The sequence below is a fragment of the Cupriavidus malaysiensis genome (assembly GCF_001854325.1).
In the GTDB taxonomy this organism is placed as follows: domain Bacteria; phylum Pseudomonadota; class Gammaproteobacteria; order Burkholderiales; family Burkholderiaceae; genus Cupriavidus; species Cupriavidus malaysiensis.
Map to the genome: position 1 here is coordinate 189,113 of NZ_CP017755.1, position 22,859 is coordinate 211,971.

15 protein-coding genes, 2 tRNA genes and 3 rRNA genes are annotated in these 22,859 nt (G+C 65.8%); 14 read left to right on the forward strand and 6 right to left on the reverse strand.

Annotation, left to right across the window (positions count from 1 at the left end):
• Positions 1-140 precede the first annotated feature (140 nt).
• Positions 141-770, reverse strand: a complete 630-nt coding sequence (locus BKK80_RS20735) for a TetR/AcrR family transcriptional regulator (RefSeq protein ID WP_071017444.1) — start codon at positions 768-770, stop codon at positions 141-143.
• 125 nt (positions 771-895) lie between these two features.
• On the opposite strand from BKK80_RS20735, the gene BKK80_RS20740 reads away from it, so the two are divergent.
• From BKK80_RS20740 to BKK80_RS20770, 7 genes are all read left to right on the forward strand, one after another.
• Positions 896-1,894 (forward strand): LLM class flavin-dependent oxidoreductase, encoded by a 999-nt coding sequence (locus BKK80_RS20740; RefSeq protein ID WP_071071034.1) that lies wholly within the window; start codon positions 896-898, stop codon positions 1,892-1,894.
• A gap of 355 nt (positions 1,895-2,249) precedes the next feature.
• On the forward strand, positions 2,250-4,238 hold the full coding sequence (locus BKK80_RS20745; protein ID WP_071017440.1) for a sigma-54-dependent Fis family transcriptional regulator: 1,989 nt from the start codon (positions 2,250-2,252) through the stop codon (positions 4,236-4,238).
• A 432-nt stretch (positions 4,239-4,670) separates the two neighbouring features.
• Positions 4,671-5,729: an ATP-NAD kinase family protein gene (locus BKK80_RS20750; protein WP_071017439.1), complete on the forward strand. Its 1,059-nt coding sequence runs from the start codon at positions 4,671-4,673 to the stop codon at positions 5,727-5,729.
• A 40-nt stretch (positions 5,730-5,769) separates the two neighbouring features.
• Positions 5,770-6,774, forward strand: a complete 1,005-nt coding sequence (locus tag BKK80_RS20755; RefSeq protein WP_071017436.1) for a thiamine pyrophosphate-dependent dehydrogenase E1 component subunit alpha — start codon at positions 5,770-5,772, stop codon at positions 6,772-6,774.
• A gap of 109 nt (positions 6,775-6,883) precedes the next feature.
• Positions 6,884-7,900, forward strand: a complete 1,017-nt coding sequence (locus tag BKK80_RS20760) for an alpha-ketoacid dehydrogenase subunit beta (RefSeq protein ID WP_071017434.1) — start codon at positions 6,884-6,886, stop codon at positions 7,898-7,900.
• Complete coding sequence (locus tag BKK80_RS20765) at positions 7,900-9,033, forward strand: acetoin dehydrogenase dihydrolipoyllysine-residue acetyltransferase subunit (protein ID WP_071017433.1); 1,134 nt, start codon at positions 7,900-7,902, stop codon at positions 9,031-9,033. Before BKK80_RS20760 ends, BKK80_RS20765 begins: the two co-directional genes overlap by 1 nt.
• A 179-nt stretch (positions 9,034-9,212) precedes the next feature.
• Positions 9,213-9,956: a lipoyl protein ligase domain-containing protein gene (locus BKK80_RS20770; protein ID WP_071071037.1), complete on the forward strand. Its 744-nt coding sequence runs from the start codon at positions 9,213-9,215 to the stop codon at positions 9,954-9,956.
• A gap of 49 nt (positions 9,957-10,005) precedes the next feature.
• Here BKK80_RS20770 and BKK80_RS20775 read toward each other — a convergent pair whose 3' ends face one another.
• The 4 genes from BKK80_RS20775 to BKK80_RS20790 form a co-directional block, all read right to left on the reverse strand.
• Positions 10,006-10,887, reverse strand: coding sequence for a DUF3047 domain-containing protein (locus BKK80_RS20775; protein WP_231908185.1), 882 nt, complete (start codon positions 10,885-10,887; stop codon positions 10,006-10,008).
• Between the two features lie 233 nt (positions 10,888-11,120).
• Entirely contained in the window at positions 11,121-11,942 is an 822-nt protein-coding gene (locus tag BKK80_RS20780; protein WP_071017429.1) for a hypothetical protein, read from the reverse strand.
• Between the two features lie 434 nt (positions 11,943-12,376).
• Entirely contained in the window at positions 12,377-13,546 is a 1,170-nt protein-coding gene (gene pobA / locus BKK80_RS20785) for a 4-hydroxybenzoate 3-monooxygenase (protein ID WP_071017427.1), read from the reverse strand.
• A gap of 290 nt (positions 13,547-13,836) precedes the next feature.
• On the reverse strand, positions 13,837-14,226 hold the full coding sequence (locus tag BKK80_RS20790) for an OsmC family protein (protein WP_071017426.1): 390 nt from the start codon (positions 14,224-14,226) through the stop codon (positions 13,837-13,839).
• 658 nt (positions 14,227-14,884) lie between these two features.
• Here BKK80_RS20790 and BKK80_RS20795 point away from each other — a divergent pair.
• From BKK80_RS20795 to BKK80_RS20820, 6 genes are all read left to right on the forward strand, one after another.
• Positions 14,885-16,416: ribosomal RNA gene (locus tag BKK80_RS20795) — 16S ribosomal RNA — on the forward strand.
• A 61-nt stretch (positions 16,417-16,477) separates the two neighbouring features.
• Positions 16,478-16,554 (forward strand) — tRNA-Ile (locus BKK80_RS20800).
• 10 nt (positions 16,555-16,564) lie between these two features.
• Positions 16,565-16,640 (forward strand) — tRNA-Ala (locus tag BKK80_RS20805).
• 287 nt (positions 16,641-16,927) lie between these two features.
• A 23S ribosomal RNA gene (locus tag BKK80_RS20810) occupies positions 16,928-19,806 on the forward strand.
• 122 nt (positions 19,807-19,928) lie between these two features.
• Positions 19,929-20,042: ribosomal RNA gene (gene rrf, locus BKK80_RS20815) — 5S ribosomal RNA — on the forward strand.
• The 16S, 23S and 5S rRNA genes sit together here with 2 tRNA genes alongside, the layout of an rRNA operon.
• Before the next feature lie 187 nt (positions 20,043-20,229).
• Complete coding sequence (locus BKK80_RS20820; protein ID WP_071071039.1) at positions 20,230-20,517, forward strand: GIY-YIG nuclease family protein; 288 nt, start codon at positions 20,230-20,232, stop codon at positions 20,515-20,517.
• Positions 20,518-20,551: 34 nt separating this feature from the next.
• Here BKK80_RS20820 and BKK80_RS20825 read toward each other — a convergent pair whose 3' ends face one another.
• Entirely contained in the window at positions 20,552-20,974 is a 423-nt protein-coding gene (locus BKK80_RS20825; RefSeq protein WP_071021943.1) for an organic hydroperoxide resistance protein, read from the reverse strand.
• Between the two features lie 371 nt (positions 20,975-21,345).
• On the opposite strand from BKK80_RS20825, the gene BKK80_RS20830 reads away from it, so the two are divergent.
• Positions 21,346-22,806, forward strand: coding sequence for a DegQ family serine endoprotease (locus BKK80_RS20830; protein ID WP_071017422.1), 1,461 nt, complete (start codon positions 21,346-21,348; stop codon positions 22,804-22,806).
• The last annotated feature ends 53 nt before the right edge of the window (positions 22,807-22,859 follow it).

Genomic DNA, 22,859 nt, shown 5'->3' on the forward strand with positions numbered 1-22,859 from the left:
GTCGGCGCGGCGGCCGCCGCGGGACTCCCACCATAAGCCCGGCCGGCACCGGCGCCAACGAAGCATTCCGCCGATGGATATGCGGAGCCGCTGCCGGCGCGGCCAAGGCGGCGGTCAGTGCCGCCCACTGCCTCGCCGGTTCAGCGGCGTACCCGTTTCTGCGGCCACGCCAGCATGGCCGTTTCGGCCACGGACTCCAGCGCCGCGCGCGTGGCACCGTCGCGCGCCTGCATCGACATGCCCTGCAGCACGGTGTTGAAGAAGCGCGCCAGGGCGGCCGCGTCGGCCTGCGCCGGCAGTTCGCCGCCGTCGATGCCCTGCTGGATGCGCGCCTGCAGCGCCGCCTGCCGCTCGCGGCGGCGCGCCTTCAGGGTGTCGTCGATATACGCGCAGTCGACCGAGTGGCTGGCCCCGGACAGCAGGAAGCAGCCGGACGGGTGGCCCCGCGTACTGAACTGCGCCGCCGCGCCGCGCAGCAGCGCGTGGATGGCATCGCGCGCGGCGCCGGGGCGGGCCAGCGGCGCGTACAACTCCATGCCGTGTGTCTGCGCATAACGGTCGACGGCCTCGTAGAAGAGCTGTTCCTTGCTGCCGAAGGCGGCATACAGGCTGGGCGCCGTGATCGACATGGCGTCGGTGAGGGCCGCGATCGAGGTGGCGTCATAGCCATGGCGCCAGAACAGCGCCATGGCGGTGCCGAGGGCCGCGTCGCGGTCGAACTGGCGGGGGCGGCCGCGGCCGGGCGATACACGCTTTTCCATAGTGGTCATTATATTTTTCCGTTGCCAGCGCCGCCAGCGCTGATTACTATAGCGATCGCTCTATAAATCAGGACAGCGTTCCGGCCGCGCGGCTGCGTTCCCGTTGCCGCGGCCGCCGGAACCAGGCAACGCCGATGATCCCCTACTCCCTGCTGGACCTGGCGCCGGTCGCCGAAGGGTCCGATCCTGGCCAGGCCATGCGCAATTCGCTCGACCTGGCACGCCATGCCGAAGCGCTGGGCTATCGCCGCTTCTGGCTGGCCGAGCACCACAACATGCCGGGCATCGCCAGCGCGGCCACCGCCGTGCTGATGGGCTACGTGGCCGGCGGCACGTCCACCATCCTGGTGGGATCGGGCGGCGTGATGCTGCCCAACCATGCGCCGCTGGTGGTGGCGGAGCAGTTCGGCACACTGGCCTCGCTGTACCCCGGCCGCATCGAACTGGGCCTGGGCCGCGCGCCGGGCACCGACCAGGCCACGGCGCGCGCCCTGCGGCGCCATCTCGGCCAGGATTCGGCGGATAGCTTCCCGCAGGATGTCGAGGAACTGCTGGCCTATTTCGACGAGCCCCGGCCGGGGCAGCGCGTGCGCGCGGTGCCCGGCGCCGGCCTCAAGGTGCCGGTGTGGCTGCTGGGATCGAGCCTGTTCAGCGCGCAGCTGGCGGCGGCGCTGGGCCTGCCCTTCGCCTTCGCTTCGCACTTCGCGCCGGGGTTCATGCGCCAGGCGGTCGATCTGTACCGCCGCACCTTCCGGCCTTCGGCGGAGCTGGCGCAGCCCTATGTGATGCTCGGCCTGAACGTGTTCGCCGCCGACTCCGACGCCGAGGCCAGGCGGCTGTTCAGCTCGCTGCAGCAGCAGTTCCTGGCCCTGGTGCGCGGCACGCCCGGCCGCCTGCGCGCGCCGGTCGACGACATCGCGTCGCTGTGGACGGAGAGCGAGGCCGACCACATCCGCCGCTCGCTGGCCTGTTCGGTGGTGGGCGACGCGGCGGGCGTGCGGGCCGGCCTGCAACGCTTCATCGAGGACCTGCGTCCGGACGAGCTGATGCTGACGGCCCAGGTCTTCGATCACGGCGCACGGCGCCGCTCCTTCGAACTGGCGGCGCAGGCGCTCGGCGAACTGGCGCGCTGAGCCTGGGACGCGCCGGCGCGTCCGCGCCGCGTGCCCGCCTGCCATCGGCGGCTGTCAGCATCAGCTGCCGCGGCGCAACATCGCCAAGGAACCCGCTCCGCTTCCGGCCCGCGCCAAGTGGCGCCACCAGCACCGGCGCCCCCGGCAGGCCACCCGGCCCCCGCCGTGCCCCCGGAGCCGGCCCGGTCGCCGTGTTTGCTCAAGCCGGAGCCTCTCGGATACAGTAGAAGTCCGAATTCAGGCGTTCCATTCCACAGGCAGAGAAAGCGCATCCATGCGCCCGCCCGCCGGTCGCCCGACGGCCGCCCGCCAGCGCGCGGTGGCCGCCGGGGCACCGGACGACTAGGAGACGACGATGGACCTGCGCCAGCGCGAGCACATCGAGACGGTAGTCCAGGCGACGGCACGCGGCCTGGCGCTGTGGCCCGAGGCCGCGGACGATGCTGTCATCCACAATTCCTGGCGCCGCTGCGTGCACCAGTACGGGCTCGATCCGTCACGCATGCAGGAGGCACGCATCCTGCCGCAGGCGCGGCTGCGCGAGCACCAGCAGCGCCTGGACGACTTCGTGCGGATCGCGCGCCACGGTCTGCAGACGCTCTACGGCCAGGTGGCCGGCATGGGCTACGTGGTGCTGCTGACCGACGCGCAGGGCGTCACCGTCGATTACCTCGGCGACGCCGGCGCCGACGCGCCGCTGCGCCGCGCCGGACTCTATCTCGGCGCCGAGTGGAGCGAGCGCGGTGCCGGCACCTGCGCGGTGGGCACCGCGCTGGCGACCGGCGAGGCGCTGACCGTCCACCAGGCCGATCACTTCGACGCCACCCATATTCCGCTGACCTGCACCGCCGCACCGCTGTTCGACACGCGCGGCAGCCTCAACGCCGTGCTCGACATTTCCGCGCTGGTCTCGCCATCGGCCAAGGCCAGCCAGGCGCTGGCGCTGCAGCTGGTGAAGATCTACGCGGCCCATATCGAGAACGCCAACTTCCTGCGCGTGCACCGGCGCGACTGGATCCTGCGGCTGAACGCCGCGCCCGAGTTCCTCGATGTCAATCCCGAATACCTGATCGCGCTCGACGCGGCGGGGCGCATCGTCGGCCACAACCGGCGGGCCCAGCGCATGCTCGAGGCGGAGTGGGGGCCGGCCGGCCTGGCGCGTCCGCTGCTCGGGCTGGCCTTCGACGAGGTGTTCGAGGCGCGCCTGGACGAACTCGGGCGCTTCGTGCACTCCACGCCCAGCGAGCAGCGCGTGCTGGCGCTGGCGCGCAGCGGCGGCCTGCTCTACCTGAGCGCGACGCCGCCGGCGCGGCCCGCGGTGGCGGCCGAGGCGCCGCGCCGCGTCGCGCTGCCGGCGCCGCTGGCCGCGCTGTGCGGGGGCGATGCGGCGTTGCAGCAGCAACTGGAACGCGCGGCCAGGCTGGTGGATTCGCCCATCCACCTGCTGGTCCACGGCGAGACCGGCAGCGGCAAGGAGTACTTCGCCAAGGCGCTGCACGCCGCCAGTGCGCGGCGTGCCGGGCCTTTCGTCGCCGTCAATTGCGCGGCGATTCCCGAGACGCTGATCGAAAGCGAGCTGTTCGGCCACCTGCCCAACAGCTTCTCCGGCGCCGGCGCGCGCGGCAAGCGCGGCCTGATCCAGGAAGCCGATGGCGGTACGCTGTTCCTCGACGAGATCGGGGACATGCCGCTCGGCTTGCAGTCGCGCCTGCTGCGCGTGCTGGCCGAGGGAGAGGTGATGCCGGTCGGTGCGGCCCGGCCGGTGCCGGTGCGCCTGCGCGTGGTCTGCGCCACCCACCAGGACCTGGAGGCGCTCGTGCGGCAGGGACGCTTCCGCGAGGACCTCTACTACCGCCTCAACGGCGCCCGCTTCACTTTGCCGCCGCTGCGCGCGCGCGCCGACCTCGACTGGCTGGTCGACAAGCTGCTGGCCGAAGGCGAGCCGGCCGCCGCCGCCGGGCCGGTGCTGCTGTCGGCCGAGGCGCGGGCGTGCCTGCACCGGCACCGCTGGCCGGGCAACCTGCGCGAACTGCGCAATGCGCTGGAGTATGCGCGCGCGGTCTGCGCGGGTGCCTGCATCGAATCGGCGGACCTGCCGGAGGCCTTGCACGGTAACGCTGGCGCGGCCGCGGTAGCGCGCGCGCAGGAGGGTTCCATGCCCTTGCCACAGACGGCGCAGACGACCCTGTCAGCGGACGGCCTGCTGCTGATGCAGTACCTGCGCGCGGCCAACTGGAACCTGAGCGCGGTGGCGCGCCAGATCGGTGTCAGCCGTATGACGCTCTACCGGCGCATGGCGCGCCTCGGCATCCAGTCGCCGAACCATCGCGACGCGGCAGGGTAGGCAAGGGCCGGCCGCGCCGGCGCTCGCTGCCCTGCATTGCTCCTCTCCCCCGCCATTGCGCGTCCCGGTACGCGTGTCTCCGCCCATCCGTCTCCGCTCACACCCTCTCTGCTCACCTTCTGCGTTCACCTTCGGCACGCGGTGGGCGTCTCCGCCGGCGGCGGGGCGCCGCGCGTTCCGGCGCGCGCGTCACCGCACGTGTCACCTGTTCACGTGATGTGACACCCGCCCCGTGACACCTGTCACGCCCGCATTGCAGCAAGCCGCCGCGTAGCGAGGGACGGTGCCGCCCGTGCGCGCGGGCCGGGCCCAGCCGCGGCGCGCCTGTGCGGGCGGCGGTGGCGTTTCCGCCGCTGCCGCGGCCGCCCGCCCGAAGGCTGGCACGCCCGTTGCAGATACCTGTGCAGACATCCAAAAACACAGGAGACAGGCATGGGCCAGCCGACCCGCGCCGCAGCGCCGCTGGTGGGCATCATCGCCAACCCGGTGTCGGCGCGCGACATCCGCCGCGTGATCGCCAACGCCAACAGCCTGCAACTGGCTGACCGCGTCAATATCGTGCTGCGCCTGCTGGCCGCGCTGGCGGCCTGCGGCGTCGGCCGCGTCCTGATGATGCCGGACCGCGAAGGGTTGCGCGTGATGCTGGCGCGCCATCTGTCGCGCCGGCATGGCCCCGATGCCGCGCTGCCGGCCGTCGACTACCTCGACATGCCGGTCACGGCCAGCGTCGACGACACGCTGCTGGCCGCGCGCCGCATGGCCGAGGCCGGCGTGGCGGCCATCATCGTGCTGGGCGGCGACGGCACCCATCGCGCCGTGGTGCGCGAATGCGGCGCGGTGCCGATCGCCGGCCTGTCGACCGGCACCAATAACGCCTTTCCCGAGATGCGCGAGCCGACCGTGACCGGCCTCGCCGCCGGCCTGTTCGCCAGCGGGCGCGTGCCCGCCGCGCGGGCGCTGCTGTGGAACAAGCGGCTCGACATCGCCATTCGCGACGGGGACGGCGGCCTGCGGCGCGATATCGCGCTGGTCGACGCGGTCATCTCGCATGAACACTTCATCGGCGCGCGCGCCTTGTGGAAGCCCGACACGCTGGCCGCGATCTATGCCGCCTATGCCGATCCGGAGGCGATCGGCCTGTCGTCCATCGCCGGCCTGCTGCAGCCCATCGGCCGCCGCGAGGCGGGCGGGTTGGCGATCGAGCTCGGCACGCACGACGATTGCGCCTTCGTGCTGCAGGCGCCGATCGCGCCCGGCCTGCTGTGCCCGGTGCCGGTGGCGGGCTGGCGCCGGCTGGAGCACGGCCATCCGGCCCCGGTGCGACAGCGCAGCGGCATCGTGGCGCTGGACGGCGAACGCGAGCTCGCCTTCGGCGCGCACGACGAGGTCACCATCACGCTGCACGAGCAGGCCTTCCGCAGCCTCGACGTGTCGGCCTGCATGCGGTATGCGGCCGATGCCGGACTGATGCGCGGCACCGTGCAGGCATGACCCAGTTTTCCCCCCCAAAGCCATGACAAAGGAGACAGCGATGGCCACTTCCTCTTCGCGCGGCGCGGCGGCGCCGCTACCGCTCGACAAGCAGATGCTGCTGGACGTCTACCGCAGGATGCGCACGATCCGCGAGTTCGAGGAACGACTGCACGTGGATTTCTCGCGCGGCGACATCCCCGGCTTCGTCCACCTGTATGCCGGCGAGGAAGCCGCGGGCGTCGGCATCCTGCACCACCTGCATGACGGCGACCGCATCGCCAGTACCCATCGCGGGCACGGCCACTGCATCGCCAAGGGCGTGGACCCGGTGGCGATGATGAAGGAGATCTACGGACGCAAGGGCGGATCCTGCAATGGCAAGGGCGGCTCCATGCATATCGCCGACCTGTCCAAGGGCATGATGGGCGCCAACGGCATCCTCGGCGCGGGCGCGCCGCTGATCTGCGGTGCCGCGCTGGCAGCGAAGTTCCGCGGCAAGGGCGAGGTCGGCGTGACCTTCGTCGGCGATGGCGCCTCCAACCAGGGCACTTTCCTCGAAAGCCTCAACCTGGCCGCGGTGTGGAACCTGCCGGTGATCTTCGTCATCGAGAACAACGGCTACGCCGAGTCGACCGCGCGCGAGTACGGCACCGCGGTCGACAGCTACGTGGACCGCGCCGCCGGCTTCGGCGTACCCGGCGTGACCGTGGACGGCACCGATTTCTTCGCTGTGCACGAAGCGGCCGGCGAGGTGATCCGGCGCGCGCGCGAAGGCGGCGGCCCTTCGTTGCTCGAGTGCAAGATGGTTCGCTTCTACGGCCACTTCGAGGGCGATGCGCAGACCTACCGTGCCGCCGGCGAGCTGGACGACATCCGCGCCAACAAGGACTGCCTGAAGCGCTTCGCACGCACGGTCACGCAGGCGGAGGCGCTGTCCGCCGCGGAACTCGAAGCGATCGACCGCGAGGTGGCCGCGCTGATCGAGCACGCGGTGCAGGAGGCGAAGGCCGCGCCGCAGCCCGGTCCGGCAGACCTGCTCACCGACGTCTACGTGCGCTACTGAGCGCGGGCAGACCGATATCGCGCCACCGGCGGATTCGATACGTTCGATACGTTCGATACGCAGCGGCAAGCGCCGAGAAAACACCACCAGCATCGACAGGAGACAAGACATGTCGCGCAGACTCAGCATGAAGCTGGCGATCAACGAAGCGATCGACCAGGAAATGACCCGTGACCCGAGCGTGATCATGCTCGGCGAGGATATCGTCGGCGGCGCCGGCGCGGACGGCGAGAAGGACGCCTGGGGCGGGGTCCTCGGCGTCACCAAGGGCTTGTACGCCAAGCATGGCGACCGGCTGCTCGACACGCCGCTGTCGGAGTCCGCCTACGTCGGCGCCGCCATCGGCGCCGCCGCCTGCGGCATGCGCCCCATCGCCGAACTGATGTTCATCGACTTCATGGGCGTGTGCTTCGACCAGATCTTCAACCAGGCGGCCAAGTTCCGCTACATGTTCGGCGGCAAGGCCGAGACGCCGGTGGTGATCCGCGCCATGGTGGGCGCGGGCTTCCGTGCGGCCGCGCAGCACAGCCAGATGCTGACGCCGATCTTCACCCACGTGCCCGGGCTCAAGGTGGTGTGCCCGTCCACGCCCTACGACACCAAGGGCCTGCTGATCCAGGCGATCCGCGACAACGATCCGGTCATCTTCTGCGAGCACAAGAACCTCTATGGCCTGGAGGGCGAAGTACCGGAGAACTCCTATGCGATTCCCTTCGGCGAAGCCAATGTGGTGCGCGACGGCAAGGACGTGTCCATCGTCACCTATGGCCTGATGGTGCACCGCGCGCTGGAAGCGGCCGCGACGCTGGCCAAGGAAGGCATCGAGGCCGAAGTGGTGGACCTGCGCACGCTGTCGCCGCTGGATCTCGATACGGTGCTGGAGACAGTCGAGAATACCGGCCGCCTGGTGGTGGTCGACGAGGCCAGCCCGCGCTGCAACATCGCCACCGACATCGCCGCGCAGGTCGCCTCGCAGGCGTTCGGCGCGCTCAAGGCCGGCATCGAGATGGTATGCCCGCCGCATACGCCGGTGCCGTTCTCGCCCGTGCTGGAGGATCTCTACATCCCCAGCGCGGCGCAGATCGCCGATGCCGCGCGCAAGACCATGAAGGGAGGGAAACACTGATGGGCGCGACCACGCAAGACAAGGGCATCACGCCCATCGTGATGCCCAAATGGGGCCTGTCGATGAAGGAAGGGACGATCAACGACTGGCTGGTCGCCGAAGGCGATGCGATTGCGGTCGGCATGCCGATTCTCGACGTGGAGACCGACAAGATCGCCAATGCGGTGGAGGCGTCCGACGCCGGCATCCTGCGGCGCAAGGTGGCCGCCGTGGGTGACGTGCTGCCGGTCAAGGCGCTGCTCGGCGTGCTGGCGTCGCCCGAGGTCAGCGACGCCGAGATCGACGCTTACGTGGCGGGCTACGAGACGCCGTCGAGCGACGAGGACGAAGCGGACGAAGCCGCTTCCGCCTACCAGTATGCAGACGTCGACGGCATCCGCGTGCGCTATGCGAAGAAGGGCGTGGGCGGTGCGCCGGTGCTGTTCCTGCACGGCTTCGGCGGCGACCTCGACAACTGGCTGTTCAATCTCGATGCCCTGGCCGAGGGCCACGCCGTCTATGCGCTCGACCTCCCCGCGCACGGACAGTCCACGCCACGGCTGCCCGGCACCACGCTGGCCGCACTGGCGGCCTTCGTGGCGCGCTTCATGGATGCGGCCGGACTCGAGGCCGCGCATGTGGTCGGCCACTCGATGGGCGGCGGGGTCGCGGCACAGCTCGCGCTCGATGCGCCGGGGCGGGTGCTGTCGCTGGCGCTGATATCGCCCGCGGGCCTGGGCGAGGAGGTCAACCAGGGCTATACGGCCGGCTTCGTCGCGGCACAGTCGCGGCGCGAACTGAAGCCGGTGGTGGAGCAGCTCTTCGCCGATCCGGCACTGGTCAGCCGGCAGATGCTGGATGACCTGCTCCGCTACAAGCGCCTGGACGGTGTGGGCGAGGCGCTGGCGGCCCTGGACGCCGGCCTGTTCGCCGGCGGGCGGCAGCAGGAGCGTCCCGGCCTGCGCCTGGCCGGGGCAGGGCCGGCGCGCGTGCTGGTGATCTGGGGCGCGCAGGATCGCATCATCCCCGCCGAGCACGCCGGCAATGCGCCGGCCGGTGCCACGGTGAAGGTGTTTGCCGACGCCGGCCATATGAGCCAGATGGAGAAGGCGGCCGAAGTCAACGCCTTGCTCAGGCAGCACGTGGCAGGCTGACACGGCGTGCGGCGGCGCGCCGCCGCACGCTGCTCCCGGGCCCGTCGCACAGCGGCGTCGCGGTCCGGGCGGCGGCTGGCGCCACGGTCCGCTGCGATGGACAATGGCATGCGGTCCAATGGCACGCGGTCGCCTGCCGCGGGTCGCGGCCCGTCCTTCCCTTTCCGATCACCACAACGATGCCATTCGAACTCGTCGAGCCGGAAGTCTCCGCGGACGGCCCGCTGCACGCCGAGCTGGCGCTGCTCGCCAGGGCGGAGGCGGGCGCGCCGCTGGCGCAGCTGTGGCAGGCGCCCGCCTCGCTGGTGGTGCCGCGCAGCTACCTGCGCTTCGCTGCCTTCGAGGCGGCGCGGACGGACTTCGCCGCGCGCGGCTGTCCGGTGTGGCTGCGCCAGTCCGGCGGCGGGCTGGTGCCGCAGGGACCGGGCATCCTGAACCTGACCTTGGCCTACCGCGTGGGCGGCGCTCCGGGCGACCTGGCCGAGGCGGTCTACCTGCATCTGTGCGACGTGCTGCGGGCGGCCCTGGACGCGCTCGGCGTGGCGACGCACTGGCAGGCGGTCGACGGGTCGTTCTGCGACGGCCGCTTCAATCTCGCCTGGGGGCCGGCCGGTGCCGCGCGCAAGATCGCGGGCACGGCGCAATACTGGCGCCGCGTGCCGGCGGCGCAGGCCGGAGCCACCCCGGGGCATGTGGTGCTGGCCCATGCGGTGCTGGTGGTCGATGCCGACCTGGACGAGATCCACCGGCGCGCCAACGGATTCGAGGCGCGGCTTGGCAGCGGCCGCCATTACGACCCGGCCGCCGTGGTCAGCGTGCGGCAGGCGATCGAGGCGGGCGGGGCGAGTGCGGGCGGCGCGCTTGCCGCACGCGTCGGCGAGCGGCTGCGCGCCGCGCTGGCGCAGCGGCCGCCGCCCCGCTAAGCGGCGCGGAGGTGGGCGGGCTGCTTCCGGGCGGGCGCGCCACGGGGGCTCAATGCTCGGGCTGGAAATGCAGGTCACCGTACCAGGCACGTGCCGTGGTGCCGGTATTGTCGGTGTCGGTCAACAGGCCGTAGGCGATCAGCTTGCCCGGTTTCTCATGGAAGACCTGCTCGTAGTCGCGCACGATGTCGCGCTGGAACTGCAGCCAGCGGCCGGCCTCGGCGCTGCCGCCGCTGACCACGATCATCTGCACCCGTGAGGTGAGGGGATTGGCGATCACGGCGCCCGGCGGTGCGGATTCCGACCAGATGTACATCAAGGTGGCGTAGGGCAGTTCCATGCCGGCCAGGCCCTGGGCGAGGTGCATCTGTACCCGCTGGCCAAACGTCAGCTTGCTGCGGTCGCCGTCGAAGAAGAACACCAGGCGCGCGGGCGCGTCTTCCTGTGCGGACAGGTGGTTGTCGGCACCGGTGATCGGCGCGGCGACCTTCCAGCGCCAGCTGACGGCGGGCGTCTGCGCCAGGTCGATGTCGCCGTGGCGCAGCAGCGCCGAGGCGGAGCCGTCGGCATCGGCCTGGATCACGGTGTTGCCGCCATCGTCCACCAGCGTGTAATGGGTCAGGCGCTTGCCCTTGACGACCGGCAGGTTATGCCAGCCGGGTGGCAGGGGGCCGGCCGGATGGGCGGAGGAGAAGGCGCCGCCGGCCGGTCCCCGCGGGGCTGGCACCGCCGAAGCGGCTGCGGCCGGCTGGACCGATGCCGCTGCCGTCGCGGCCGGGGTGGTGTCGTGCGCCGGTTGCGCCAGCGCCAGCGCAGGCATCAGCAGCGCGCAGCGCCAGGCGAAACCGAACCGGAGCCGCAGGCGGGCCGCTGGGCGCCACTGGCGATGGAGGACGGGGCGGCTGGTGGCGGCGTGCCGGTCGATGGGCATGGGCCGGTCGTGTGGTGAAGTCAACCACGATTGTAGGGCGCGGCGCCGGCGGGAGGCCGGCAGCGACGGCCCGGGCCAGGCAAAAAAATCGCGGCCACGGGGGCCGCGAAATCGGGAACTTGAGGGGGGTCGAATCCCTCATGAGCGATAACGGGCGATTGCGTAGTGCTTTTCACCCTACTTCCCGGGGGGCAGGTGGAGGCGAGCATGTGGCTGGACATACGGGGAGCGGGCTAGCCGGCGGTGGCCAGGGTTCCGCGTGGCGCCGCTTGCCCGGCCAGGCGTGCGCTGATGGCAGCCTCCAGTTCCGCCCGGGCCGCGTCCAGCCAGGGCAGGCGGTGGCGTACCGGATCGTTGCCGGACAATTCGTGGGCGTGGATCTCGCGCAGGAAGTAACGCACCATATTGCCGGCCCTGGCGGGCACCGGCAGCATGCCCAGCAGCTGGCGCCGGGGCAGCAGGCCCAGCGCCGCAGCGTGCAGCAGGCCGGCCCAGGCCGTGCGGCCCAGGCCGAGATAGAGCATGTCTACCGGCAGGCGCGGCAACAGGCCGAGGAAATGTTCGTCATAGATGGCGCGCAGCATGGGCACGTCGAGCAGGGCCGCCAGCGCGCCATCGAAGACCTGTCCGCGCCGGGTCGTGGCATGGGGCAGCAGCGCGAGCGGCTGCAGGAGGTCGAAGGCCTCGCCCCACAGCGAGGCCGCCGCCGCTATCCCGAGCAGCCTGGGTAGTTGGAAATGATCAAGCATGCGGATCAGGTTGGGGCGGATCAGCGCTCCACCCAATTCCACTTCCCGCTTGTTCTCGCGCTGGATCGCGCGTCCGGGCCGCTGTGTCGCCAGCAGGCGCGCGGTCAGCTCCGCCGCGAGCCTGACGTGCGTGTGGCCTGGCGTCAGGCTGACCAGCGCCAGCCTGGCGCCGGGATTCCGGTGCTCGAACGGCACATAGCTGGCGCTATGGATGGCATCGTGCTGGACCAGGACCGGCGACGCGATCACGCCCACCGCCCCGCCGCGCAGGATGCGGGCGCAATACTCTTCGAAATAACTTGCCAAGATGGAGACCCCCTCCGCATCCCTACCCGTCGAAATGCCTAGCAACAAAGCTCTTGTCTTTGTCCCTTGATCGTACGAGCGGGGCCGGGCGGCGGCAAAAACCGCTGTGCTGTTTGCGGCAGCCGGGGGCGCGTGCTTGGTGGTGCAGCGAACAGAGTCGGGTGCGTCCGCCCTGGGTCTGCCGCGCATGCCGGGCAGGGCAATGCGGGAACAGTCCGGGCGGCGAGGCATGACCTGGGTGCGGGCATGGCGCCGCGGGGCGCGTGCCGAGGTATTGGCGGACGTGGGAAAAAACGCCGGACACGAGGTGTCCGGCAACCCATTTGCTGACTCAGGCGGTGTCGAATGACCTGAGATTTAAATGATAACCATTATCATTTGCGGCGGCAAGCTTGCCGGCCACCGCCGGCTTCACGCCGGCAGTGGCTCGGTACTCAGTACGGCAGGCCCACGTAGTTCTCGGCCAGCGCGGCCGAGGCCGCAGCCGAGCCGACCACATAGTCCAGTTCGGCCTGCTGCAAGCGCCTGGCGAAGGCGTCCGCATCGGGAAAGCGGTGCAGCAGGGAGGTCATCCACCAGGAGAAGCGCTCCGCCTTCCAGATGCGTGCCAGGCATTTGTGCGAGTAGCCGTCGAGGCCGCCGCCGTCGCGCTCCTGGTAGTACTGGATCAGGCCGTCGGCCAGGTAGAGCACGTCGCTCGCCGCCAGGTTCAGGCCTTTGGCGCCGGTGGGTGGCACGATGTGAGCGGCATCCCCGGCGAGGAACAGCCGGCCGAAGCGTATGGGCTCGCAGACGAAGCTGCGCAGTGGCGCGATGCTCTTTTCGATGCTGGGGCCGGTGACCAATGCCTCGGCGGCGGCCGGATCGAGGCGGCGGCGCAGTTCGTCCCAGAAGCGTGCATCGCTCCAGTCCTTCGCCTGCTCGTCTGCGGGTACCTGGATGTAGTAGCGGCTGCGCGTCAGCGAGCGCATGCTGCATAGCGCGAAGCCGCGCTCGTGGCTGGCGTAGATCAGTTCGTCGGCAACCGGCGGCGTCTCGCTCAGCACGCCGAGCCAGCCGAACGGATAGACGCGTTCGAAGATCTGGCGCGAGCGCTCGGGGACGCTCTGCCGGCTGACGCCGTGGAAGCCGTCGCAGCCGGCGATGAAATCGCACTGCAGTTCATGCTGTCGGCCGTCCTTCGTGTAGCGCACGCGCGGCGTGTCCGCGTCGAAGTCGTGCAGACTGACCTGCTCCGCTTCATAGATGGTGAGCGCGCCTGCGGCGGCGCGGGCGTCCATCAGGTCGTGGGTGACCTCGGTCTGCCCGTAGACCGTGACCGAACGGCCGATCAGCGCGTGCAGGTCGATGCGGTGGCGCGTACCGTCGAATGCCAGCTCGATGCCATGGTGGACCAGTCCTTCCCGGTGCAGCCGTGCTGCGACGCCGGCGCGCTCGAGGGCATCGACCGTGACACTCTCCAGGATGCCCGCTCGGATCCGGCCGAGCACATAGTCGGGACTGCGCTGTTCGAGGATGACGGCGTCGATGCCGGCGCGGGCCAGCAATTGTCCGAGCAGCAGGCCTGCGGGGCCCGCGCCGATGATGGCGACTTGGGTGCGCATCGTTGTCTCCAGGGGCGGATGTTATGTGTGGAGGTAACGATAGCCGCGGCTGCGGGCCGTCGGGAAGGGACGGAGCGAACCAAGACCAGGACATATCGAACATTGTGCTTCTGTCCGCGCCGAAGCCCGCCCGGTTCACGCTCCGCGGCCTGGCATACTGCAGTGCGTCATGCCAGCTCTTTCCGCCCGAGGGTTTGATGGCAGAAGAGATGTCGGCAAGGACGTCTCGAACATGCCGGGGTGCGCCCGCCTGCGCCTGGGCCTTGCCGGTAGGCGAGGCGGCGCGTCGCTCAGGCCAGCGAGGTCTCGATACTGATCTGGGCCGACAGGCTCTTGTGGACCGGGCAGCGATTGGCCACGCGCAGGAGATCGTCGAGCACCGGCTGTTCCAGTTCGCCCTCGATCTTGATGGTCCGCTTGAGCTGGTACTTGCCGGCTTCTTCCACGTGAGCGACCGAGACGGCGACCGATCGGATCGGGTAGGCCTTGCGCTTGGCATAAAGCTGGATCGTCAGCGTGGTGCAGGCGGCCAGTGCCGAATCCAGCAGATCGTGCGGATTGGGCAGGCTCGGGTCGCCGCCGGCCGAGGTATCGAGGTCGGCTGCCCAATGGGCGGTGCCATTGTCCAGTGCGCAGGCACTCGAGCCCTGGTCGGCTTTCCAGCTTGCGTGAATCGTCATGGGGTGTCCTTGTACAGTGTGGTGAGGGGGAGAGACTGGACGAGGTGGCGTGGCTGCCCCGTCATCCCGGCCATCTGGGATATGTCGATTCTATATATAGAGAGTGGAGAGGACTGGCGGGACGGCCCCCTGGCCCCGTCGGGCAGCATAGGTGGCGCTTGCGCCACCTATGCTGTGTTTTTTCGGCTTTTTCTTCTTCTTGTCAAAAAGGCTTGCCAAGGCGGCCGGACTGGCCTACTATTCGCCCCCTCGCAACACGAAGCGCAGCGGCAAAGCCAGCGGCGACGCGGGTTGCGGGGTTGGCAGGATGGTGGGTGGTGCTGCGAAGCGCGACTGACCGAAGCGAAAAAGATGCTTCGAACCTGTTGACGAAACGCAGAAAGTTGTTCATAATCTCGTTTCTCTGCTGCTGACAACGCAGCGACGCGATAAGCAAAGCGAATCGCGTGAGTTCTTTAACAAACAAACAGCCGATAAGTGTGGGCGCTTGATGCGGGAAGCGGAAGACCTCGGTCTTCTAGCTTACAAGTTATCAGTGCTCGCACAGTAAACATGTTTGGTTTCGTCTTCGGACGGAGCCAGTCAGTTTTCTGAGAGTGAGCGACCGCTCGAAAGAGCGAGGTTTGCGCAGGCAACTGCGCGGAACCACACAGAGATTGAACTGAAGAGTTTGATCCTGGCTCAGATTGAACGCTGGCGGCATGCCTTACACATGCAAGTCGAACGGCAGCGCGGACTTCGGTCTGGCGGCGAGTGGCGAACGGGTGAGTAATACATCGGAACGTGCCCTGTTGTGGGGGATAACTAGTCGAAAGATTAGCTAATACCGCATACGACCTGAGGGTGAAAGCGGGGGACCGTAAGGCCTCGCGCAATAGGAGCGGCCGATGTCTGATTAGCTAGTTGGTGAGGTAAAGGCTCACCAAGGCGACGATCAGTAGCTGGTCTGAGAGGACGATCAGCCACACTGGGACTGAGACACGGCCCAGACTCCTACGGGAGGCAGCAGTGGGGAATTTTGGACAATGGGGGCAACCCTGATCCAGCAATGCCGCGTGTGTGAAGAAGGCCTTCGGGTTGTAAAGCACTTTTGTCCGGAAAGAAATCCTTTGGGCTAATACCCCGGAGGGATGACGGTACCGGAAGAATAAGCACCGGCTAACTACGTGCCAGCAGCCGCGGTAATACGTAGGGTGCGAGCGTTAATCGGAATTACTGGGCGTAAAGCGTGCGCAGGCGGTTTTGTAAGACAGGCGTGAAATCCCCGGGCTCAACCTGGGAATGGCGCTTGTGACTGCAAGGCTAGAGTGCGTCAGAGGGGGGTAGAATTCCACGTGTAGCAGTGAAATGCGTAGAGATGTGGAGGAATACCGATGGCGAAGGCAGCCCCCTGGGACGTGACTGACGCTCATGCACGAAAGCGTGGGGAGCAAACAGGATTAGATACCCTGGTAGTCCACGCCCTAAACGATGTCAACTAGTTGTTGGGGATTCATTTCTTCAGTAACGAAGCTAACGCGTGAAGTTGACCGCCTGGGGAGTACGGTCGCAAGATTAAAACTCAAAGGAATTGACGGGGACCCGCACAAGCGGTGGATGATGTGGATTAATTCGATGCAACGCGAAAAACCTTACCTACCCTTGACATGCCACTAACGAAGCAGAGATGCATCAGGTGCCCGAAAGGGAAAGTGGACACAGGTGCTGCATGGCTGTCGTCAGCTCGTGTCGTGAGATGTTGGGTTAAGTCCCGCAACGAGCGCAACCCTTGTCTCTAGTTGCTACGAAAGGGCACTCTAGAGAGACTGCCGGTGACAAACCGGAGGAAGGTGGGGATGACGTCAAGTCCTCATGGCCCTTATGGGTAGGGCTTCACACGTCATACAATGGTGCGTACAGAGGGTTGCCAACCCGCGAGGGGGAGCTAATCCCAGAAAACGCATCGTAGTCCGGATCGTAGTCTGCAACTCGACTACGTGAAGCTGGAATCGCTAGTAATCGCGGATCAGCATGCCGCGGTGAATACGTTCCCGGGTCTTGTACACACCGCCCGTCACACCATGGGAGTGGGTTTTGCCAGAAGTAGTTAGCCTAACCGCAAGGAGGGCGATTACCACGGCAGGGTTCATGACTGGGGTGAAGTCGTAACAAGGTAGCCGTACCGGAAGGTGCGGCTGGATCACCTCCTTTCCAGAGCGTGCTTCCCAAGTGAAGCGTTCACACTTATCGGTCTGTTTGCTGTTACAGCCAAGGGTCTGTAGCTCAGGTGGTTAGAGCACCGTCTTGATAAGGCGGGGGTCGTAGGTTCAAGTCCTACCAGACCCACCAAGTTATCCGAGGGGGATTAGCTCAGCTGGGAGAGCACCTGCTTTGCAAGCAGGGGGTCGTCGGTTCGATCCCGTCATCCTCCACCATCGACCTTGGGTTGGACAAGCCAAATGCAAGCGCTTAGCGTTGAGCGCTTGCATTTGGCGTTGGCCAAGCGATGCGAAAGCATCGGCTGTTCTTTAACAATATGGGATGTAGTAAAGGTGTCACGGCGTGTTGATGAGACGCGCAGTAGTTTAACGTGATACCGGGTTGTGATTGTATCAACCAAAGTATTTAAGTGATCGAAAGATGACTTGGAATACGGCACAAATGCGAGAACTCAACCTGTAATGAGCGTTTCAAGCGCGAGCTTGAGACACACTCGTTATAGGGTCAAGCGAACAAGTGCATGTGGTGGATGCCTTGGCGATCACAGGCGATGAAGGACGCGGTAGCCTGCGAAAAGCTTCGGGGAGCTGGCAAACGAGCTTTGATCCGGAGATGTCCGAATGGGGAAACCCGGCCCGTATGGGTCATCCCTTGCTGAATACATAGGCAAGGGAAGCGAACGCGGCGAACTGAAACATCTAAGTAGCTGCAGGAACAGAAATCAACCGAGATTCCCAGAGTAGTGGCGAACGAAATGGGAAGAGCCTTGTACTCTTTAGCAGCATTGTTAGCAGAACGGGATGGAAAGCCCGGCCATAGCAGGTGATAGCCCTGTATGCGAAAACAGCGTTGTGGAACTAGGTGTACGACAAGTAGGGCGGGACACGTGAAATCCTGTCTGAAGATGGGGGGACCATCCTCCAAGGCTAAATACTCGTGATCGACCGATAGTGAACCAGTACCGTGAGGGAAAGGCGAAAAGAACCCCGGGAGGGGAGTGAAATAGATCCTGAAACCGCATGCATACAAACAGTCGGAGCCTGGAAACGGGTGACGGCGTACCTTTTGTATAATGGGTCAGCGACTTACATTCAGTGGCAAGCTTAACCGATTAGGGCAGGCGTAGCGAAAGCGAGTCCGAACAGGGCGTTCAGTCGCTGGGTGTAGACCCGAAACCAGATGATCTATCCATGGCCAGGTTGAAGGTGCGGTAACACGTACTGGAGGACCGAACCCACTAGTGTTGAAAAACTAGGGGATGAGCTGTGGATAGGGGTGAAAGGCTAAACAAATCTGGAAATAGCTGGTTCTCTCCGAAAACTATTTAGGTAGTGCCTCGTGTCTCACCTTCGGGGGTAGAGCACTGTCATGGTTGGGGGGTCTATTGCTGATTACCCCGCCATAGCAAACTCCGAATACCGAAGAGTGCAATCACGGGAGACAGACATCGGGTGCTAACGTCCGGTGTCAAGAGGGAAACAACCCAGACCGCCAGCTAAGGTCCCAAAGATTGGCTAAGTGGGAAACGAAGTGGGAAGGCTAAAACAGTCAGGAGGTTGGCTTAGAAGCAGCCACCCTTTAAAGAAAGCGTAATAGCTCACTGATCGAGTCGTCCTGCGCGGAAGATGTAACGGGGCTAAGCCAGTCACCGAAGCTGCGGACGCGCGCAAGCGCGTGGTAGGAGAGCGTTCTGTAAGCCTGTGAAGGTGTCTTGTAAAGGATGCTGGAGGTATCAGAAGTGCGAATGCTGACATGAGTAGCGATAAAGGGGGTGAAAGGCCCCCTCGCCGTAAGCCCAAGGTTTCCTACGCAACGTTCATCGGCGTAGGGTGAGTCGGCCCCTAAGGCGAGGCAGAGATGCGTAGCTGATGGGAAGCAGGTTAATATTCCTGCACCGTCGTATGATGCGATGGGGGGACGGATCGCGGAAGGTTGTCCGGGTGTTGGAAGTCCCGGTCCCTGCAGTGGAGAAGGCGCTTAGGCAAATCCGGGCGCGGGATTCAAGGCTGTGGGGCGAGCGACCATGCGTCGCGAAGCAATCGGAAGTGGTTCCAAGAAAAGCCTCTAAGCTTCAGTCATACGAGACCGTACCGCAAACCGACACAGGTGGGCGAGATGAGTATTCTAAGGCGCTTGAGAGAACTCGGGAGAAGGAACTCGGCAAATTGGTACCGTAACTTCGGGATAAGGTACGCCCTGGTAGCTTGACTGGCCTGCGCCAGAAGGGTGAAGGGGTTGCAATAAACTGGTGGCTGCGACTGTTTAATAAAAACACAGCACTCTGCAAACACGAAAGTGGACGTATAGGGTGTGACGCCTGCCCGGTGCCGGAAGATTAAATGATGGGGTGCAAGCTCTTGATTGAAGTCCCGGTAAACGGCGGCCGTAACTATAACGGTCCTAAGGTAGCGAAATTCCTTGTCGGGTAAGTTCCGACCTGCACGAATGGCGTAACGATGGCCACACTGTCTCCTCCCGAGACTCAGCGAAGTTGAAGTGTTTGTGATGATGCAATCTCCCCGCGGCTAGACGGAAAGACCCCATGAACCTTTACTGTAGCTTTGCATTGGACTTTGAACCGATCTGTGTAGGATAGGTGGGAGGCTTTGAAACCGGGACGCTAGTTCCGGTGGAGCCGTCCTTGAAATACCACCCTGGTTTGTTTGAGGTTCTAACCTTGGCCCGTGAATCCGGGTCGGGGACAGTGCATGGTAGGCAGTTTGACTGGGGCGGTCTCCTCCCAAAGTGTAACGGAGGAGTTCGAAGGTACGCTTGGTACGGTCGGACATCGTACCTAAAGTGCAATGGCAAAAGCGTGCTTAACTGCGAGACCGACAAGTCGAGCAGGTGCGAAAGCAGGACATAGTGATCCGGTGGTTCTGTATGGAAGGGCCATCGCTCAACGGATAAAAGGTACTCTGGGGATAACAGGCTGATACCGCCCAAGAGTTCATATCGACGGCGGTGTTTGGCACCTCGATGTCGGCTCATCTCATCCTGGGGCTGTAGCCGGTCCCAAGGGTATGGCTGTTCGCCATTTAAAGAGGTACGTGAGCTGGGTTTAAAACGTCGTGAGACAGTTTGGTCCCTATCTGCCGTGGGCGTTGGAATCTTGACGGGGGCTGCTCCTAGTACGAGAGGACCGGAGTGGACGTACCGCTGGTGTACCTGTTGTCTCGCCAGAGGCATCGCAGGGTAGCTATGTACGGAAGAGATAACCGCTGAAAGCATCTAAGCGGGAAACTCGCCTGAAGATGAGGATTCCCTGGAGGCTTGACCTCCTTGAAGGGTCGTTCGAGACCAGGACGTTGATAGGCTGGGTGTGGAAGCGCAGTAATGCGTTAAGCTAACCAGTACTAATTGCCCGTAAGGCTTGATCCTATAACCAGTGTGTTTCACTGGTTGACGTATCGCGTGTGCCCAGGACGGTGCCGATACCTCACAACCAAGACTACATCCCTATTCGCTGCGACGGCTCAACCCCGGCGCAGCAACCCCTTATGCCTGGTGACCATAGCGAGTCGGAACCACCCCTTCCCATCCCGAACAGGACCGTGAAACGACTTTGCGCCGATGATAGTGCGGACTACCCGTGTGAAAGTAGGTCATCGCCAGGCTCTCCCTCCCGCAAAACCCCTCGACAGCAAACGCTGCGAGGGGTTTTGTCTTTGCGGCGCGCCGTCGTACCTGTCTTTCGCACATCGCGGCGCAATCCAAGGCGATAATCGTGCTGCGTTACCCACGTGCAGCCGCGCCGGGTCGGCGGCGATTCGCGCCGAACGTCTCTATCGCACCACTCACCTCATGCCGAATCCGGCCACCTGGTACCTCTACCTGCTCGAATGCGAGGGCAATGCCATCTACACCGGTATTACCACCGATGTAGCACGGCGCTTCGCCCAGCACCTGGCGGGTACCGGGGCGAAGTACACGCGTTCGCGCAAGCCGATCCGCGTCCTCGGCAGTCACCCCTTTCCCAACCGCTCGGAAGCCTCGCGCGCCGAGGCGGCGGTCAAGCGCCTCAGTCCCGAGCAGAAGCGTGCTTATTGCGCCACTCTGGCATCGACGCAAGCCGCGACCGGCGCCGGCTGAGGCCGCCGGACAGGCCGGCCCCTCACGCAACTGCTCACACCACCGTCAGCACCACATCGATATTGCCCCGCGTCGCATTGGAGTACGGGCAGACCTGATGGGCCTGTTCGACCAGCTTCTGGGCCTGTGCCTTGTCATAGCCGGGAATCGAGATCTTCAACTCCACCTGCAGGCCGAAGCCCTGTCCGGCCGGTCCGATGCTGACGGCACCTTCGATCGACGTATCGGCCGGCAAGGCGGCCTTCTGCTGGCCGGCAACGTAACGCATTGCTCCGATGAAGCAGGCCGAATAGCCTGCGGCGAACAGCTGCTCGGGATTCAAGCCATTGCCGGCCCCGCCCATTTCCTTGGGAACGGCGAGTTTGATGTCGAGTTGGCCATCCGAGGTCACAGCGCGCCCATCGCGGCCGCCGGTGGCGGTTGCGTGGGCGGTGTACAGCACTTTTTCGAGTGTCATATCGGCTCCCATCATGTTTTCGTGGGAAAGTGGAAGTGAAGGCTTACCTGAGCCCGGCTCGACTCGGGAATCCGGCGAGCGGCCTTCCAGCTTAGTGCCTGCGCAGACCCGTGGCGGAAAAAATGGCGGAGAGATGGCGGACAACGAGGACCACCCACCGGAGGATCTGCTGGTCGGTTGGGTCATCATATTCCACCGAACTTGAGATTGCGCGAGAGTGAGCATGTGCTGACAAAGCCGGAGGCCAGCCAGCGGGACCAGGGCCAGGGTGCGTGCGCCCGCTTAAGTCTGCGTTAAGGATCGTTGGATAGCATGGTTCCGTCGCGCCAGGGAAGGCCAAGGCGCTGGAACTTCAAAGAAAGGGACACTCCATGATTCGCCAGACTCTTGCTCGCTCGGCTCTCGGCATCGCCGCGCTGGCCGCCATCGGCGGTGGTTATGCCTACCTGCAGAAGGAAGTCATCACGCCCAGCTACGCGGCCACCACGCCTGCCATCGCTGCCGCGCAATCCGTCGCCGTGGCGACACCGACCGACTTTTCCGGCATCGTGCAGCAGTACGGGCCGGCCGTGGTCAATATCAGTGTGACCGCGCGCGCGCAGCGGACCTCGGCCCAGACGCAAGGCATGGATCCGGAAGATCCACTGTTCCAGTTCTTCAAGCGCTTCGGCCCGCAGTTCCAGATGCCGCAGAACAACCAGCCGCAACTGGTGCGAGGCCTCGGCTCGGGCTTCATCATCAGCCATGACGGACTGATCCTGACCAACGCTCACGTGGTCGACAATGCACAGGAAGTGACGGTCAAGCTGACCGACCGGCGCGAGTTCAAGGCCAAGGTCCTGGGTTCCGACGCGCAGTCCGACATCGCGGTCATCCGTATCGATGCCAAGGACCTGCCGACCGTCAAGCTCGGCGATGCTTCCGTGGTACGCGTCGGCGAACCGGTGCTCGCGATCGGCTCGCCCTATGGTTTCGAGAACACGGCGACCGCCGGCATCGTCAGCGCCAAGTCGCGCTCGCTGCCCGACGACACCTACGTGCCCTTCATCCAGACCGATGTCGCGGTCAATCCCGGCAACTCGGGCGGCCCGCTGTTCAACCAGCGTGGCGAGGTGATCGGTATCAATTCGCAGATCTACAGCCAGACCGGCGGTTACCAGGGCCTGTCCTTCGCCATCCCGATCAACGTGGCGACCAAGGTCGAGCAGCAGCTGGTCGAGCATGGCAAGGTGACCCGCGGCCGCCTGGGCCTTGCGGTCCAGGAGGTCAACCAGGCGCTGGCCAATTCCTTCGGCCTGCCGAAGCCGTCGGGCGCGCTGGTGACGTCGGTCGAACCGGACAGCCCGGCCTCCAAGGCGGGACTGAAGGCCGGCGATGTGATCGTGCAGTTCAACAATGACGTCATCGACCATTCGGGCGACCTGCCGGAACGCGTGGCCGACATCAAGCCGGGCACCGACAGCACCGTGAAGATCATCCGCAAGGGCCAGCCGATGACGCTCACGGTCAAGGTGGGCGCGGCACGCGAACAGAACGTGGCGCAAAAAGGCGGCAACAGCGATGCCGGCGGCCGGCTCGGGCTGGCGGTACGCCAGCTGACGGCCGAGGAGAAGCGCGACAGCGGCATCGATGCAGGCCTGGTGGTCGAGGACGTCAGCGGCCCGGCTGCGCGCGTCGGCATCCAGCCCGGTGACGTGATCCTGTCGCTCAACGGTACGCCCATCACCTCCGCCGACCAGCTGCGCTCGCTGGTGGCCAAGTCCGGCAAGCAGGTGGCACTGCTGGTGCAGCGGGACGATGCACGCATCTTCATTCCGCTCGACCTCGGCTGATCCCGCCACGATCCGCTGAGCGACGGCGGCGCACCGGGTGGACCGGCGCGCCG

Bases quoted from the DNA above. Each gene is read 5' to 3' on its own strand.
- BKK80_RS20735 (WP_071017444.1), bottom strand. From the start codon at position 770: ATGACCACTATGGAAAAGCGTGTATCGCCCGGCCGCGGCCGCCCCCGC.
- BKK80_RS20740 (WP_071071034.1), top strand. From the start codon at position 896: ATGATCCCCTACTCCCTGCTGGACCTGGCGCCGGTCGCCGAAGGGTCC.
- BKK80_RS20745 (WP_071017440.1), top strand. From the start codon at position 2,250: ATGGACCTGCGCCAGCGCGAGCACATCGAGACGGTAGTCCAGGCGACG.
- BKK80_RS20750 (WP_071017439.1), top strand. From the start codon at position 4,671: ATGGGCCAGCCGACCCGCGCCGCAGCGCCGCTGGTGGGCATCATCGCC.
- BKK80_RS20755 (WP_071017436.1), top strand. From the start codon at position 5,770: ATGGCCACTTCCTCTTCGCGCGGCGCGGCGGCGCCGCTACCGCTCGAC.
- BKK80_RS20760 (WP_071017434.1), top strand. From the start codon at position 6,884: ATGTCGCGCAGACTCAGCATGAAGCTGGCGATCAACGAAGCGATCGAC.
- BKK80_RS20765 (WP_071017433.1), top strand. From the start codon at position 7,900: ATGGGCGCGACCACGCAAGACAAGGGCATCACGCCCATCGTGATGCCC.
- BKK80_RS20770 (WP_071071037.1), top strand. From the start codon at position 9,213: ATGCCATTCGAACTCGTCGAGCCGGAAGTCTCCGCGGACGGCCCGCTG.
- BKK80_RS20775 (WP_231908185.1), bottom strand. From the start codon at position 10,887: ATGCCCATCGACCGGCACGCCGCCACCAGCCGCCCCGTCCTCCATCGC.
- pobA (WP_071017427.1), bottom strand. From the start codon at position 13,546: ATGCGCACCCAAGTCGCCATCATCGGCGCGGGCCCCGCAGGCCTGCTG.
- BKK80_RS20790 (WP_071017426.1), bottom strand. From the start codon at position 14,226: ATGACGATTCACGCAAGCTGGAAAGCCGACCAGGGCTCGAGTGCCTGC.
- BKK80_RS20820 (WP_071071039.1), top strand. From the start codon at position 20,230: ATGCCGAATCCGGCCACCTGGTACCTCTACCTGCTCGAATGCGAGGGC.
- BKK80_RS20825 (WP_071021943.1), bottom strand. From the start codon at position 20,974: ATGACACTCGAAAAAGTGCTGTACACCGCCCACGCAACCGCCACCGGC.
- BKK80_RS20830 (WP_071017422.1), top strand. From the start codon at position 21,346: ATGATTCGCCAGACTCTTGCTCGCTCGGCTCTCGGCATCGCCGCGCTG.